Origin of the sequence: Actinoallomurus purpureus (assembly GCF_024055795.1) — a bacterium.
GTDB lineage: Bacteria > Actinomycetota > Actinomycetes > Streptosporangiales > Streptosporangiaceae > Actinoallomurus > Actinoallomurus purpureus.
In genome coordinates this window covers 1-14,512 of sequence record NZ_JAMXMY010000036.1, presented here as the reverse complement: position 1 = coordinate 14,512, position 14,512 = coordinate 1, and the positions used below count along the sequence as shown (strand labels likewise).

The 14,512-nt window shown below is 72.5% G+C and carries 11 protein-coding genes and 1 pseudogene; 10 read left to right on the top strand and 2 right to left on the bottom strand.

Annotation, left to right across the window (positions count from 1 at the left end; translation table 11 throughout):
* Nucleotides 1-32: 32 nt before the first annotated feature.
* A complete protein-coding gene (locus NE236_RS41015; RefSeq protein WP_252847711.1) occupies nt 33-1,544 on the bottom strand; it encodes a CYTH and CHAD domain-containing protein in 1,512 nt (503 codons plus the stop codon).
* Between the two features lie 325 nt (nt 1,545-1,869).
* Here NE236_RS41015 and NE236_RS41010 point away from each other — a divergent pair, with 325 nt between their 5' ends.
* Nucleotides 1,870-3,453, top strand: coding sequence for an FAD-dependent oxidoreductase (locus tag NE236_RS41010; RefSeq protein ID WP_252847710.1), 1,584 nt, complete (start codon nt 1,870-1,872; stop codon nt 3,451-3,453).
* 39 nt (nt 3,454-3,492) lie between these two features.
* On the opposite strand, the gene NE236_RS41005 is transcribed toward NE236_RS41010, so the two are convergent.
* Nucleotides 3,493-3,882 (bottom strand): hypothetical protein, encoded by a 390-nt coding sequence (locus NE236_RS41005; RefSeq protein ID WP_252847709.1) that lies wholly within the window; start codon nt 3,880-3,882, stop codon nt 3,493-3,495.
* Between the two features lie 113 nt (nt 3,883-3,995).
* Between NE236_RS41005 and argC the strand changes: the two genes are divergently transcribed.
* From argC to tyrS, 9 genes and pseudogenes are all read left to right on the top strand, one after another.
* On the top strand, nt 3,996-5,024 hold the full coding sequence (gene argC / locus NE236_RS41000; protein WP_252847766.1) for an N-acetyl-gamma-glutamyl-phosphate reductase: 1,029 nt from the start codon (nt 3,996-3,998) through the stop codon (nt 5,022-5,024).
* Nucleotides 5,021-6,175, top strand: a complete 1,155-nt coding sequence (argJ, locus tag NE236_RS40995) for a bifunctional glutamate N-acetyltransferase/amino-acid acetyltransferase ArgJ (protein WP_252847708.1) — start codon at nt 5,021-5,023, stop codon at nt 6,173-6,175. Before argC ends, argJ begins: the two co-directional genes overlap by 4 nt.
* A complete protein-coding gene (gene argB, locus NE236_RS40990; RefSeq protein ID WP_252847707.1) occupies nt 6,172-7,089 on the top strand; it encodes an acetylglutamate kinase in 918 nt (305 codons plus the stop codon). Before argJ ends, argB begins: the two co-directional genes overlap by 4 nt.
* Nucleotides 7,086-8,258, top strand: a complete 1,173-nt coding sequence (locus NE236_RS40985; RefSeq protein ID WP_252847706.1) for an acetylornithine transaminase — start codon at nt 7,086-7,088, stop codon at nt 8,256-8,258. Before argB ends, NE236_RS40985 begins: the two co-directional genes overlap by 4 nt.
* A pseudogene (locus NE236_RS40980) lies at nt 8,255-8,758 on the top strand (arginine repressor); the annotation flags it as partial. The gene NE236_RS40985 and the pseudogene NE236_RS40980, both read left to right, overlap by 4 nt.
* Before the next feature lie 232 nt (nt 8,759-8,990).
* Nucleotides 8,991-10,190 (top strand): argininosuccinate synthase, encoded by a 1,200-nt coding sequence (locus NE236_RS40975; protein WP_252847705.1) that lies wholly within the window; start codon nt 8,991-8,993, stop codon nt 10,188-10,190.
* Nucleotides 10,191-10,422: 232 nt separating this feature from the next.
* Nucleotides 10,423-11,853: an argininosuccinate lyase gene (argH, locus tag NE236_RS40970; RefSeq protein ID WP_252847703.1), complete on the top strand. Its 1,431-nt coding sequence runs from the start codon at nt 10,423-10,425 to the stop codon at nt 11,851-11,853.
* Entirely contained in the window at nt 11,853-12,473 is a 621-nt protein-coding gene (locus NE236_RS40965) for a DNA-3-methyladenine glycosylase (RefSeq protein WP_252847701.1), read from the top strand. Before argH ends, NE236_RS40965 begins: the two co-directional genes overlap by 1 nt.
* 252 nt (nt 12,474-12,725) lie before the next feature.
* Entirely contained in the window at nt 12,726-13,994 is a 1,269-nt protein-coding gene (tyrS, locus tag NE236_RS40960; RefSeq protein ID WP_252847700.1) for a tyrosine--tRNA ligase, read from the top strand.
* The last annotated feature ends 518 nt before the right edge of the window (nt 13,995-14,512 follow it).

Genomic DNA, 14,512 nt, shown 5'->3' with positions numbered 1-14,512 from the left:
GGGCCGCGCCCCTTCCCCCCGTGCCGCGCCGGTCACGCCCGGCGCAGGGCGCGGAGCGGCTTGCGTGCGGCGGCCTTCTTCACCGCAGCGGGCAGGTCACGCGGTTCGCGTTCCCGGTCGCGTTCCTCCCGCTCGGCGAGCCGGCCCATGGCGAAGGCCTCCACGGCGGACGTCCCGGGCCGGCGGGCGAGGTCGCCGAGCCGGCCGGCGGCGACGACGCCGTCGTGGTGGGCGCCGAGCAGATCCTGCAGCCGCGCGGCACGACGGGCCAGCTTCTTGGCGGGCGACCCCAGAGCCGGCACAGCGGCCTCGGCGGTGTAGCGGGCACGCTTGGCGGCCTTACGGGCGCGGTGCAGGGCGGCGTCGCGTGCCGGACCGGCGGGCAGGCCGGCGGCGTGGGCGTGGCGGCGCAGCATCGTCCGCCAGGCCTTGGTGACGGTCCTCGCCGTCTCCCGCCGGGCCGGCCGGGCGGCGCGTTCGCCGATGAGGGGCGGGGAGGCGAGGAAGACGTCGACGCTGTCGAGGATGGCCAGATACCGCGGTGCCGACAGCGCCGCGCGCAGCCGGTCGCGGGCGCGGAACTCCTCCGTCGCCATCCCGGCCAGCCACGTCGGCCGCTGGTCGGCGTCGGGCAGGTCCGCCAGGCGCCGCTCGAACCGCGCCCGGAGGACTTCCAGATCGCGGACCTCTCCCAGGGTGTCGGCCAGCCACTTCAGCTCGGTGTCGAGGCCCACGGCACGGGCCGAAGCGATCATGCGCCGATGGGTGCGCAGGAGGCTGCGCATGCGGCGTACGGCCACGCGCATCCTGTGCACCGAGTCGTCGTCGTGATCCGCCAGGCGGACCAGCGGGTCGGAGGCCAGCATCTCCTCGTAGTGCTTTGCCAGATAGGTCACCAGGACGCCTCCGGCGGTGCCGGTGGCCGACGGCCGCGTCGTGGTGGGAACCGTCTCCAGGGTCCGCGCCAGCTTCGACCGGGCGGCGGCCTCCCGGGCGCCCGCGCCGAGCAGGTGGTCGCCGACGGCGGCCAGGAAATCGTCGGAGGCGGTGACGGCCTCGATCTCGATCTCCCGCCACGCCATCAGGCGGACCTCGCCGTCGTTCCGGCCGAACGGGTGCGCATGCACCGTGTCGTCGGCCAGTTTCGCCAGAACCCGCCCGTTCTCGTCCAGCAGGGGGCGTTCGACCCGGCGCGTCTCCACTTCGGCCACCGGGACGAGCGGCCGGCCGCGCGCGTGGGCGGTGACGAGCCTGGCCAGCTCTTCCGGTACGGCCCGGGCATCGTCGCCGAGCGGCAGCTGGATCTCTCGCTTGGTGTTCTCGCCCGCCGGCAGCTTCAGGTGCCAACCGGCGTCATCACCGCCCTGGCGGCGTCGCAGGGTGATCCCGCGCGCGGCGAGGCGCAGGTCCTCGGTGTCGAAGTAGCGGGCCTGGAGGGTGTGCGTCGCGGGTTCGCCGACCTCGACGCGAGCGTTCCGCAGGTCGGGAAGCACGAAGTCCGCGTCGGCGTCGTACTTGCGCTCGAGTTCCGTATGGTGAGCCACGATATCTCTCCTCAAAAAGGTTATATCCGGGGCAAAACGCCATACCCACTCATGTGCCGAAGATCCTGGTCTCCCGCAGATGCCGGTGATCTCCGCGAGCCGGACCGGTGCCATGCCGCGCCCCACGGGCCCCCGGGCCCCACGGGCCCCATGGGCCCCACAGGCCCCACGCGCCCGCACCCCACGCGCGTCGCGCGCGGCCGTGGGCCGGCGGATGCGGCGGATGCCAGGCCCCTCTCGTTTTCGCCGTATCGGCAACTTTGTTTGTCGGATCGGCGGACGCGTTGCACCGTGGGCACGGACGACGTCCGAAGAGGAGCACACGATGGATGAGAACTACGACGTGGTGGTGGTCGGCGGAGGCCCCGCCGGCCTCAGCGGGGCCCTGGCGCTGGCGCGGGCACGGCGGTCGGTGCTGGTGGTGGATGCCGGGGAGCCGCGCAATGCCCCCGCCGGGCACGTGCACAACTACCTGGCACGGGAGGGCACGCCACCCGCCGACCTGGTGGCCGCCGGGCGCGCGGAGGTGACAGGGTACGGCGGCGAGGTCATCGCCGGGCGGGTCGAGGCTGTGGCGCGACGAGGCGACGGCTTCCTCGTGACGCTGGACGGCGGGCGCGGCGTGCGGGCGCGGCGGCTGCTGCTGACGACCGGGCTCGTCGACGAGCTGCCCGACGTGCCCGGACTGGCCGGGCGATGGGGTCGCGACGTCCTGCACTGCCCGTACTGCCACGGGTGGGAGGCCCGCGACCGGCGGATCGGCGTCCTGGCCACCGGCACGGTCGCCCCGGAGCAGGCGAACCTGTGGCGGCAGTGGAGCCCCGACCTGACGCTCCTGATGCACGACGCCCCGGCACTGAGCGCCGAGGACGCCGAGCGGCTCGCCGCGCGCCGGATCGCCGTCGTGAACGGCCCGGTCGTGGGGCTCGAGGTGGACGCCGACACGCTCATCGGTGTCCGGCTCGCCTCCGGCGAGGTCGTCCCGCTCGACGTGGTGGTGGTCATGTCGCGGCTCACCCCCCGCACGGACCTGCTGGAGCCGCTCGGGCTGAAGGCGGTCGAGGTGGAGATGGGCGGTGACGTCATCGGCGGCCAGGTCCCCGCCGACCCGACGGGGGCCACCACCGTGCCCGGGGTATGGGTGGCGGGCAACGTGGCCGACGTGCGCGCCCACGTGATCACGGCCGCCGCCGCCGGCCTGAACGCCGGAGCGGCGATCAACGCCGATCTCGTCGCCGAGGAGACCCGCGACGCCCTCGAGGCCTACCGCCACCAGGTGCGCACGATGTTCGAGGAGGACGCCTGGGAGGAGCGCTACCGCGCGAACCCCTCGGTCTGGAGCGGACACCCGAACCCCCAGATCGTCACCGAGGCCACCGGGCTGCCCCCTGGGCGGGCACTCGACGTCGGCAGCGGCGAGGGCGCCGACGCGGTGTGGCTCGCCGAGCGGGGCTGGCAGGTGACGGCGGTCGACATCTCCCCGACCGCGCTCGAGAGGGCCGCCTCCCATGCCGCGTCCGCCGGGCCGCCGGCGGCCGACCGCATCGAGTGGGTCCACGCGGATCTACGCGACCACGCGCCCGCCGAGGGCGCGTACGACCTGGTGTCGTCCCAGTTCATGCACCTGCCGGGCGAGACGCGACGGGCACTGTTCGCCCGGCTGGCCGCGGCGGTGGCCCCGGGCGGCACCCTGCTGGTCGTCGGGCACGACCCGTCCGACCTGCGGACCACGGCCCACCGCATGCACTTCCCGGACATGATGTTCACCGGCGAGGAGGTCGCGTCCTCGCTCGACCCGACCGCGTGGGAGGTGCAGGCCGCCGAGTCCCGGCCGCGCGTCGTGGTGGATCCCGAAGGTCGCGACATCACCGTCCACGACGCCGTCCTCGTCGCGCGCCGCCTCGTCTGACCCGGCCCTGGTGGCGGCGCGCGCCACCACCAGGGCACGTCAGTGGGCGTTCTGGAAGGCGGTGACGGTGGTGCCGCCCTTCGTGCAGTCGGCGCCGCGGCCGTTCTGCTGGATCTTGTCCGGCGGGTAGATGACGCACGACCAGCCCTGGACCGCGAGCCCGCCTCCGCTGCCCTGGCCGGGCGCCTTGCCGTCGGCGACCTCGGCGAAGAACGCCTTGTAGACCGAGACCGCGTCCGCGCAGGGGGCCGAGCCCTTGGTGACCTTGAGATACGCCGGGGCGCCGCCCGCCGCGTCGACCTTTCCGCAGTCGGCCGCGCCGGCCGCAGGCGTCTTCGCGGCCTTCGGCTTGTCGCCCGAGCCACAACCGGCGGCGGCGAGCAGGGCGGCCAGGGACAGGGTCAGGGACATCACGGCGATACGGCGCATGTGTTCTCCTCGGCTGGGATGCGGGCACCTTAACGGTTTCTCGGATGCTGGAACGGCGCTTGCATGATGATGCAATGAATTGCATACTTAACGCATCGACGGAGGAGGAGACGATGGGCACGCGGGCGGCGATCGCCGGAGCGAGCGGCTACGCGGGCGGTGAGCTGCTACGCGTTCTGTCCGGCCACCCCGAGTTCGAGATCGGCGCGCTGACCGCGGGTTCGAGCGCGGGCACCCGCCTCGGCGCCCACCAGCCGCACCTGCACCCCCTGGCGGACCGTGTCCTCGCCGACACGACGCCCGAGACCCTGGCCGGCCACGACGTCGTCTTCCTGGCCCTGCCGCACGGGCAGTCCGGGCCGATCGCCGAGCGGCTCGGCGACGACGTGCTCGTCGTCGACTGCGGCGCCGACTTCCGGCTCGCCGACGCGGCCGACTGGGAGTACTACTACGGCGGCGCGCACGCCGGCACCTGGCCGTACGGCCTGCCGGAGCTGCCCGGCAACCGCGAGCGGCTCCGGACCACGCGGCGCATCGCGGTGCCGGGGTGCTATCCGACCGTGTCGCTGCTGGCGCTGTTCCCCGCGTACGCCGCCGGGCTGGCCGAGCCCGAGGCCGTGATCGTCGCCGCGTCCGGCACGTCCGGAGCGGGCCGCGCGCCAAAGCCCAACCTGCTCGGCAGCGAGGTCATGGGCTCCATGAGCGCGTACGGCGTCGGCGGCGCCCACCGTCACACCCCGGAGATCACCCAGCAGCTGTCCGCGGTCGCCGGGCACCCGGTCACGGTGTCGTTCACGCCGACCCTCGCGCCGATGAGCCGGGGCATCCTCGCCACCTGCTCGGCCAAGGCCGCGCCCGGCGTCGGCGCGGCCGCGGTGCGGGAGGCGTACGCGCGGGCCTACGCCGACGAGCCGTTCGTCCGTCTCCTGCCCGAGGGGCAGTGGCCCGCGACCGCGATGACGCTCGGCGCGAACACCGCCGTGGTCCAGGTCGCGTTCGACGAGCGGGCCGGGCGCGTCGTCGCGGTGGCCGCCATCGACAACCTCACCAAGGGCACCGCCGGCGGGGCCGTGCAGAGCGCGAACCTCGCCCTCGGCCTGCCCGAACCAATGGGTCTCACCACGATCGGAGTCGCCCCGTGAGCGTCACCGCCCCTCTCGGCTTCAGAGCGGCCGGACTCGCCGCCGGCATCAAGAAGGGCGGTGAGCGTGACCTCGCCCTCGTCGTCAACGACGGTCCGTCCCGCGCGGCGGCCGGCGTCTTCACCCGCAACCGCGTGAAGGCCGCGCCGGTGCTGTGGTCGGAGCAGGTGCTGCGCGGCGGGCGGGTGCGCGCCGTCGTGCTCAACTCCGGCGGGGCCAACGCCTGCACCGGCCCCGCGGGCTTCCAGGACGTGCACCAGACCGCGGAGAAGGTCGCCGACGTCATCGACGATTCGGCCGGCGAGATCGCGGTCTGCTCCACCGGCCTCATCGGCGAGCGGCTGCCCATGAACGCGCTGCTGACCGGCATCGGCACCGCGGCCCGCGAGCTGTCCCGCGACGGCGGCCTGCCGGCGGCCGACGCGATCCGGACGACCGACACCGTCGCCAAGATCGCCTTCCGGCGGGCGGTCGGCGGCTACACGGTCGGAGGCATGGCCAAGGGCGCGGGGATGCTCGCGCCGGCCCTGGCCACCATGCTCTGCGTCATCACGACCGACGCCGACGTCGACGCGGTGACGCTCGACCGGGTGCTGCGGCGGGCGAGTGAGGTGACCTTCGAGCGGCTCGACACCGACGGCTGCATGTCCACCAACGACACCGTCCTGCTGCTGGCCAGCGGCGCGAGCGGCGTGAGCCCGTCCGAGGACGAGCTCGCCGAGACCGTCACCGGCATCTGCGCCGACCTCGCCCGGCAGCTCCTCCTCGACGCCGAGGGCGCCACCAAGGCGATCGCGATCGACGTCGTCGGCGCGGCCAGCGACCACGACGCGGTGCTGGTCGGGCGCGCGGTCGCCCGCAGCAACCTGCTGAAGTGCGCGATCCACGGCGAGGACCCGAACTGGGGACGCGTGCTGTCCGCCGTCGGCACCACCGAGGCCGTCTTCGACCCCGACCGGCTCAACGTCGCGATCAACGGCGTCTGGGTGTGCCGCAACGGGTCGTTCGGCGACGACCGTTCGAAGGTGGACATGCGCCCCCGCGACGTGACCATCACCGTCGACCTCGGCTCCGGCACCCACACCGCGACCGTGCACACCACGGATCTGACCGCCGACTACGTCCACGAGAACTCCGCGTACTCCTCATGAAACCGCCACCGCGCATCCGCACGCAGGCGAACGCGGCCGCCCTGCAGAAGGCGGCCACGCTCATCGAGGCGCTGCCCTGGCTGGAGGAGTTCCACGGCAGGACCGTCGTGATCAAGTACGGCGGGCACGCCATGGTCGACGACGAGCTGCGGCTGGCCTTCGCCCGTGACGTCGCCTTCCTCCGGTACGCCGGGCTCCGCCCGGTCGTGGTGCACGGCGGGGGCCCGCAGATCAACGCCCATCTCGACCGGCTGGGCCTCGAGAGCACCTTCAAGGCCGGGCTCCGGGTGACCACGCCGGAGACCATGGACGTCGTCCGGATGGTGCTGGTCGGCCAGGTCGGACCGGACGTCGTGGGGCTGCTCAACCAGCACGGCCCGTTCGGCGTCGGCATGTCGGGCGAGGACGCCCGGCTGTTCACCGCCGAACGGAAGACCGCCGTGGTCGACGGGGAGCAGGTCGACATCGGCCTGGTCGGTGAGATCGTCGACGTCGACGCCGGGGCGGTCCGCAGCCTCCTCGACGACGGCCGCATCCCGGTGATCTCCAGCATCGCGCGCGGCGAGGACGGCGAGGTCTTCAACGTCAACGCCGACACCGCGGCGGGCGCGCTGGCCGCCGCGCTCCAGGCGAGCAAGCTGATCGTGCTGACCGACGTCGAGGGCCTGTACTCCGACTGGCCGGCCGACGGCTCCCCGGACGCCTCCGACGTCATCGACCAGATCACCGCCGACGATCTGGAGAAGCTTTTGCCCGACCTGTCAGCGGGCATGGTGCCCAAGATGGAGGCCTGCCTGCGCGCGGTGCGCGCCGGGGTGCCCCGCGCCCACGTCCTCGACGGCCGGGTCCCGCACGCGCTGCTACTCGAGGTCTTCACCGACGAGGGGATCGGAACCATGGTGGTGCCGGCATGAACGATCTGCGAAAACGGTTCGAGGCCGCGCTGATGCCGAATTACGGCGTCCCCCCGCTCGCGCTGGCCCGCGGCGAGGGCTGCCGCGTCTGGGACACCGACGGCAACGCCTACCTCGACCTGATCGGCGGCATCGCGGTCTCCGCCCTCGGGCACGGCCACCCTGCGCTGGTCGAGGCGGTGTCCGCGCAGGTCGCCACCCTCGCGCACACCTCCAACCTGTTCCTGCACGAGCCGGAGGTGCTGCTCGCCGAGCGGCTGCTCGGCCTGCTGGGCGCCGAAGGGCGAGTCTTCTTCGCCAACTCCGGCACCGAGGCCAACGAGGCGGCCTACAAGCTCATCCGCCGCCATGCCGGCCCCGGCCGCAGCTACGTGGTCGCGGCGGACGGCGGATTCCACGGCCGGACGATGGGCTCCCTGGCGCTGACCGGCAAGGCGAAGATCCGCGAGCCGTTCGGCCCGTTCGCGGCGGACGTGCGGTTCGTGACGTACGGCTCGGTCGACGAGCTGCGGGCCGCCGTCACCGGCGACTGCGCGGCCGTCTTCCTCGAACCGACCCAGGGCGAGGCCGGAGTGATCGCCCCGCCGGAGGGCTACCTCGCGGCCGCACGGGCGATCTGCGACGAGACCGGCGCGGCCCTGGTCCTCGACGAGATCCAGAGCGGGATCGGCCGCACCGGCGCCTGGTTCCAGCACCAGCACGAGGGCGTCCGGCCCGACGTGATCACTATGGCGAAGGGGCTCGGCGGCGGGCTTCCCATCGGTGCCTGCGTCGGCCTCGGCCCGTACGCCACGGCGTTCGGCAAGGGAGATCACGGCTCGACGTTCGGCGGCAACCCGGTGGCCTGCGCGGCCGCGCTGGCCGTGCTCGACACCATCGAGCGCGACGGACTCCTCGACCACGTCACCAAGGTCGGCGACCAGCTCGCCGACGGCGTCGAGGCGCTCGACCACCCCCTCCTGAAGGGCATACGCGGCCGGGGACTGTGGCGGGCGATCGTCCTCACCGAGCCGAAGTCCGCCGCCGTCGAGTCCGCCGCCCGCGACGAGGGCTTCCTCATCAACGCCGTCGCGCCCCAGGCCATCCGGCTCGCCCCGCCGCTGATCATCACGCCGGACGAGGTCGACTCCTTCGTCACGGCCCTGCCGGGAATCCTGGGGGCGGCATGACCACGCCCCTGACGAAGACGGCGCGGCAGTCGCGGATCATCGAGCTGCTCGGCCGCAACGCCGTCCACTCCCAGAGCGAGCTGGCCAGGCTGCTCGCCGAGGCCGGCGTCGACGTCACCCAGGCCACTCTGTCGCGCGACCTCGTCGACATCGGTGCCGTCAAGCTGCGGGCCGAGGACGGTTCACTGATCTACGCGGTGCCGGGGGAGGGCGGCGAGCGCATCCGCCGCGCCCGGACCGGCGCGGCCGAGACCTTCGGCGGCCGGCTGGCCCGGTTCGCCCAGGAGCTGCTGGTCTCGGCCGAGGCCTCCGCCAACCTGGTGATCGTACGGACCCCGGCCGGCGGCGCGCAGTTCCTCGCCTCGGCCATCGACCACGCCGACTGGCCCACCGTGCTCGGCACCGTCGCGGGCGACGACACGATCCTCGTCATCGCGCGCGACCCCGCGGGCGGCGACGAGCTCGCCGCCGCGCTGCTGGCCCTGACCGAGCGACGCCCGGACGAACGCCATCCGCGCGCCCCGCGCGGCGGTGTGGGCGGTGTCCCCGTCGAGCCGTCCTGGGGCCCGGCGCGGGAGTCCGCCGCCGACGCCCCTCATGCCGCGGGCCGAGGCATCGTCCCGGGCACGCGGGTGGTGTCCGAGGACGCCCGACGACGACCCTAGGGCGCCGCCCACGGTGGCGCCCACCGGCAGCACACACGAGGACTTCTCAAAAACTGGAGCCACCGTCATGACCGAACGCGTCGTACTCGCCTACTCCGGAGGCCTGGACACCTCCGTAGCGATCCCGTTCCTCGCCGAGCAGACCGGCGGGGAGATCATCGCCGTCGCCGTCGACCTGGGGCAGGACGGGGAGGACCTCGAGGTCATCCGGAAGCGCGCCCTCGCCTGCGGTGCCGCCGAAGCGGTCGTCGTCGACGCCAAGGAGGAGTTCACGGCGGACTTCTGCTTTCCCGCCCTGAAGGCCAACGCCCTCTACATGGACCGCTACCCGCTGGTGTCCGCGCTGTCCCGGCCGCTGATCGTCAAGCACCTCGTCGCGGCGGCCGAGAAGCACGGTGGGACCACGGTCTCGCACGGCTGCACCGGCAAGGGCAACGACCAGGTCCGGTTCGAGGCCGGCCTGGCCGCCCTCGCCCCCGAGCTGAAGGTCATCGCACCCGCCCGGGACTTCGCCTGGACACGGGACAAGGCCATCGCCTTCGCCGAGGAGAAGGGCCTGCCGATCGACGTCACCTCCAAGTCGCCGTACTCCATCGACCAGAACCTCTGGGGCCGCGCCGTCGAGACCGGCTTCCTCGAGGACATCTGGAACGCTCCGATCGAGGACCTCTACGACTACACCTCGGACCCGGCTCAGCCGCGTGAGGCCGACGAGGTGACCATCACCTTCAGGGAAGGCGTCCCCGTCGCGCTCGACGGGCGGGAGCTCAGCCCGTACCGGCTCGTCGCCGAGCTCAACCGGCGGGCCGGCGCGCAGGGCGTCGGGCGCCTCGACATGGTCGAGGACCGCCTGGTCGGCATCAAGAGCCGCGAGGTGTACGAGGCCCCGGCCGCGATCGCCCTGATCACCGCGCACCAGGAGCTGGAGAACGTCACGGTCGAACGCGACCTCGCCCGGTTCAAGCGGGGCGTGGACCAGCGCTGGAGCGAGCTGGCCTACGACGGGCTGTGGTTCTCGCCGCTGATGGACTCCCTCGCCGCGTTCATCGGCGAGGCACAGAAACACGTGTCCGGCGACATTCGGATGACGCTCCACGGCGGCCGGGCGGTCGTCACCGGACGGCGCAGCGGCGCATCCCTGTACGACTACGACCTCGCGACGTACGACACCGGCGACATGTTCGACCAGAGCCTCGCCAAGGGCTTCGTCGAGCTGTGGAGCCTGCCGAGCAAGATCGCGGCCAAGCGGGACCGCCGGCTCGGCTGACCACCACCGGCCTCATGACCGGCGCCCCGGGTCCGCCGTCGGGCCGGGGCGACCGCGGCACCCGGCCGACACACGGGCCCGCTCCGGGCCCGCTCCGGGCCCGCTCCGGGCCCGCCATCGGCACGGGGCGGACGACGGCACCCACCGACACAACCCGGCCGCCATGCAGTAGTTTCACTTCGGCGGCCGGTCACCGACGCCGACCAAGAGTGATCAAGGGGAGAAGAACAGCGTGACGGACGACCAGCAGCGCAAGACGCCGACCAGGCTGTGGGGCGCCCGGTTCGAGGGCGGTCCGTCCGAGGCCCTCGCCCGGCTGTCGGTCAGCGTGCAGTTCGACTGGCGGCTCGCCCCGTACGACCTGCTCGGGTCGCGTGCCCACGCCCGGGTGCTGCACCGCGCGGGCCTGCTGACCGAGGACGAGCTGCGCCGCATGCTCGACGCGCTCGACGACCTCGAGAACGCCTGCCGCTCCGGCGGGTTCCGCCCGGTCGTCGCCGACGAGGACGTCCACACCGCGCTGGAGCGCGGCCTGCTCGAACGCCTCGGCGCCCTCGGCGGCAAGCTGCGCGCTGGCCGCAGCCGTAACGACCAGGTCGCCACCGACCTGCGGCTTTACATGCGGGACCACGTCCGGCAGGTCGTGTCCCGGCTCGTGGAGCTGGAGACCGCGCTCATCGCGCAGGCCGACCATAACCTCGGGGTGGCCGCCCCGGGCATGACCCATCTCCAGCACGCCCAGCCGGTGCTGTTCTCCCACCAGCTGCTCGCCCACGTGCAGGCGTTCGCCCGCGACGTCGACCGGCTGCGGGACTGGGACAAGCGGGCCGCGGTGAGCCCGCTCGGCTCCGGCGCGCTCGCCGGATCCTCGCTGCCGCTGGACCCGGAGGCCGTCGCGGATGAGCTCGGCTTCGACTCGGCCGCGGCCAACTCGATGGACGCCGTCAGCGACCGTGACTACGCCGTCGAGTTCCTCGCCGCCGCCGCGCTGATCGGCGTGCACCTGTCGCGGCTGGGCGAGGAGGTCGTGCTCTGGGCGTCCCAGGAGTTCCGCTGGATCGAGATGGACGACGCCTACGCGACCGGGTCGTCGATCATGCCGCAGAAGAAGAACCCGGACGTCGCCGAGCTCGCCCGGGGCAAGGCCGGTCGGCTCATCGGTCACCTCACCGCGCTGCTGACCACCCTGAAGGGCCTGCCGCTCACCTACAACCGCGACCTGCAGGAGGACAAGGAAGGCGTCTTCGACGCCATCGACACCCTCCTGCTCGTCCTGCCCGCGATGTCCGGCCTGATCGCCACCATGCGCGTCAACGCCGAGCGCCTGGAGGCCCTCGCGCCGCAGGGCTTCGCGCTCGCCACCGACATCGCCGAGCTGCTGGTCCGCAAGGGCGTGGCGTTCCGCGAGGCGCACGAGGTCGTCGGCCACCTCGTCGTGTGGTGCCAGGTCAACGACAAGGACTTCGGCGATCTCACCGACGACGAGCTGGCCAAGGTCTCCCCGCACCTGACCCCGGACGTACGCGACGTGTTCTCCGTTCAGGGCGCGCTCGCCGCGCGGAAGGCGTACGGCGGCACCTCGCCGGAGCGCGTCGCCGAGCAGCTCACGGCGCTGCGCTCGCTCGTCGACGGACACGCCTCCTGGGCGGCCTCGGGAATCTGATGGGCGATCCACTCCCGCGGGCGTTCTTCGATCGTCTGTCCGAAGAGGTCGCACCCGACCTGCTCGGCCGTGTCCTCGAACGCTCGTCGCCCGAGGGCACGGTCGCGGTGCGCCTGACGGAGGTGGAGGCGTACGCCGGCCCCCTCGATTCCGCGTCGCACGCCTACCGGGGACGGACGGACCGCAACACGGTGATGTTCGGCCCTCCCGGCCACGCGTACGTGTACTTCACCTACGGAATGCACTACTGCGTGAACCTGGTGTGCCTGGGGGAGGGCGTCCCCGCCGCCGTGCTGATCCGCGCCGGCGAGATCATTGAGGGCCGGGAGCCGGCCATGGCCCGCCGGCCGCGATCCTCGGTCCGCGACCTCGCGCGGGGGCCCGCCCGGCTCTGCGATGCCTTGGCCATCGACCGCACCCTCTACGGCGCCGACGTCTGCGATCGGGAGAGCCCCCTGCGCGTGCTGCCCGGGGAGCCCGCCACCGAGGTGCGCACCGGGCCTCGTACGGGGGTCACCAGCGCCAAGGACGTGCCCTGGCGGTTCTGGATCGACGGGGACCCGAGTGTGTCCCCGTACCGTCTGCACACGCCGGCCCGCCGCCGGCGCGTGTCGGGTTAGGCCGCGCCGGGGCCCGCTCGGCGCCTCCGCGTGCGCCGCTCTCGAAGGCATGCTCGCCAAGGTGGCCGCCGCGGAGGGCCTACCCGGCTGACGGTTCCGGGATCCGGCTCGCACTGGCCTCACGGCCTACGGGCGGGCGACGGGACGTACAGGAAAATCCGCACCGGACCCGCCGGACACCGCGTTACCTTGATGGCCGGCCGGTCCGGCATCCTTGGAAGTGACCGGACCACGTACGAGACGAGGAAGAACGTGACCGACATACTGGACGATCTCGCCTGGCGAGGGCTGATCACACAGTCCACCGACCTGGACGATCTGCGGGCGATGCTCGCCTCGGGGCCGGTCACGCTCTATTGCGGTTTCGACCCGACCGCGCCCTCCCTCCACGTGGGGAGCCTGATGCAGCTGCTGACGTTGCGCCGGTTCCAGCAGGCCGGCCACCGGACCATCGGGCTGGTCGGCGGCGCCACCGGGCTCATCGGCGACCCCAGCGGCAAGAGCGCCGAGCGCACGCTGAACTCCGAAGAGGTCGTCGCCGGCTGGGTCGAACAAATCCGGAAGCAGGTCTCTCGGTTCCTCGACCTGACCGCTGACCGCGGTCTCATCGTCAGCAACCTCGACTGGACCGGCCCCATGTCGGCCATCGAGTTCCTGCGCGACATCGGCAAGCACTTCCCCGTCAACCGCATGCTCGCCCGCGAGACGGTCAAGTCGCGGCTGGACACCACGGGAATGAGCTACACCGAGTTCAGCTACGTGTTGCTGCAGTCCCTGGACTTCCTCGAGCTGTACCGGAGGTACGACTGCCGACTCCAGACCGGTGGCAACGACCAGTGGGGCAACCTCACCGCGGGCGCCGACCTCATCCGGCGCGTGGAGGGGGGCAGCGCGCACGCGCTCACGACCCCGCTCGTCACCCGTGCCGACGGCACCAAGTTCGGTAAGACGGCCGGTGGCGAGACCTACTGGCTGGATCCCGAGCTGACCTCGCCGTACGCCTTCTACCAGTTCTGGCTGAACGCCGACGACCGCGACGTCTCGACCTACCTGAAGTACTTCAGCTTCCGGAGCCACGAGGAGATCGAGGAACTGGAGAAGGCGACCAGCGAGCGCCCCGCCGCCCGGGCCGCGCAACGCGCCCTCGCCGAGGAGCTCACCACGCTGGTCCACGGGGCGGAGGAGACGCAGCGGGTGATCGCCGCGTCTCGTGCGCTGTTCGGCCAGGGCGACCTGGGCGAGCTGGACGAGCGCACCTTGGGAAGCGCCCTCGCCGAGGTGCCGTCCACCACCGTGTCGGGGCCGCTGCCTCCAGTCGTCGATCTGCTCGCGGCGACCGGGCTCGTGGGAAGCAAGTCCGAGGCCCGGCGCACGGTCGCGCAGGGCGGGGCGTACATCAACAACGTGAAGGTCACCGATGAGGCGGCAGTACCCGACCAGGGCGACCTGCTGCACGGCCACTTCCTCGTGCTGCGGCGCGGAAAGCGGAACATCGGCGGAGTGACCGTCGTCTCCGAGTGAATCCGCCGGGCGGCGCCCACGATCGGGGCGCCGCCCGTGGGCTGGAATATCCCGCGTCGGTCGTCAGGACTCACACGGGCTCTTCATGATCCGCGCACACGTGATCGCGTGGCGCTGATTTGACGGAGTTTGCGGGTGGTCGTAATGTTCTCCTCGCCCCCAGGGGAGCGCGACACCGAAAGGTGGCCGGCCCGGGGGAACCCACACTGAGTGGCTTCTGGTCCGGACTTCGGTTCGGAAGGGGTAGCATGGTGTGGTCGCCCTGAGACGGGATGCAGAACATCGCTGAGCGGTGGTCGGCCTGTAGGGGAACTTCTGGATGTGGCTGCTGCGGCCGGCTCGGCTGGTCGGGGTGGTTCGTGTCCGGGGGGCGTTCTGGTCTGTGGTTGTTGGGTTCAAGATCTTCGGGTCTGGGACTTGACAGGCGGGATCGGAACGGTAAGATAGAAGGGTTGCCCCAGAGGGGGTCCGGCGGGAGTCGGGTTCCTGACGGTGTGTGTCCGTTTCTTGAGAACTCA

Bases quoted from the DNA above. Each gene is read 5' to 3' on its own strand.
- NE236_RS41010 (WP_252847710.1), top strand. From the start codon at position 1,870: ATGGATGAGAACTACGACGTGGTGGTGGTCGGCGGAGGCCCCGCCGGC.
- NE236_RS41005 (WP_252847709.1), bottom strand. From the start codon at position 3,882: ATGCGCCGTATCGCCGTGATGTCCCTGACCCTGTCCCTGGCCGCCCTG.
- argC (WP_252847766.1), top strand. From the start codon at position 3,996: ATGGGCACGCGGGCGGCGATCGCCGGAGCGAGCGGCTACGCGGGCGGT.
- argB (WP_252847707.1), top strand. From the start codon at position 6,172: ATGAAACCGCCACCGCGCATCCGCACGCAGGCGAACGCGGCCGCCCTG.
- NE236_RS40985 (WP_252847706.1), top strand. From the start codon at position 7,086: ATGAACGATCTGCGAAAACGGTTCGAGGCCGCGCTGATGCCGAATTAC.
- NE236_RS40975 (WP_252847705.1), top strand. From the start codon at position 8,991: ATGACCGAACGCGTCGTACTCGCCTACTCCGGAGGCCTGGACACCTCC.
- NE236_RS40965 (WP_252847701.1), top strand. From the start codon at position 11,853: ATGGGCGATCCACTCCCGCGGGCGTTCTTCGATCGTCTGTCCGAAGAG.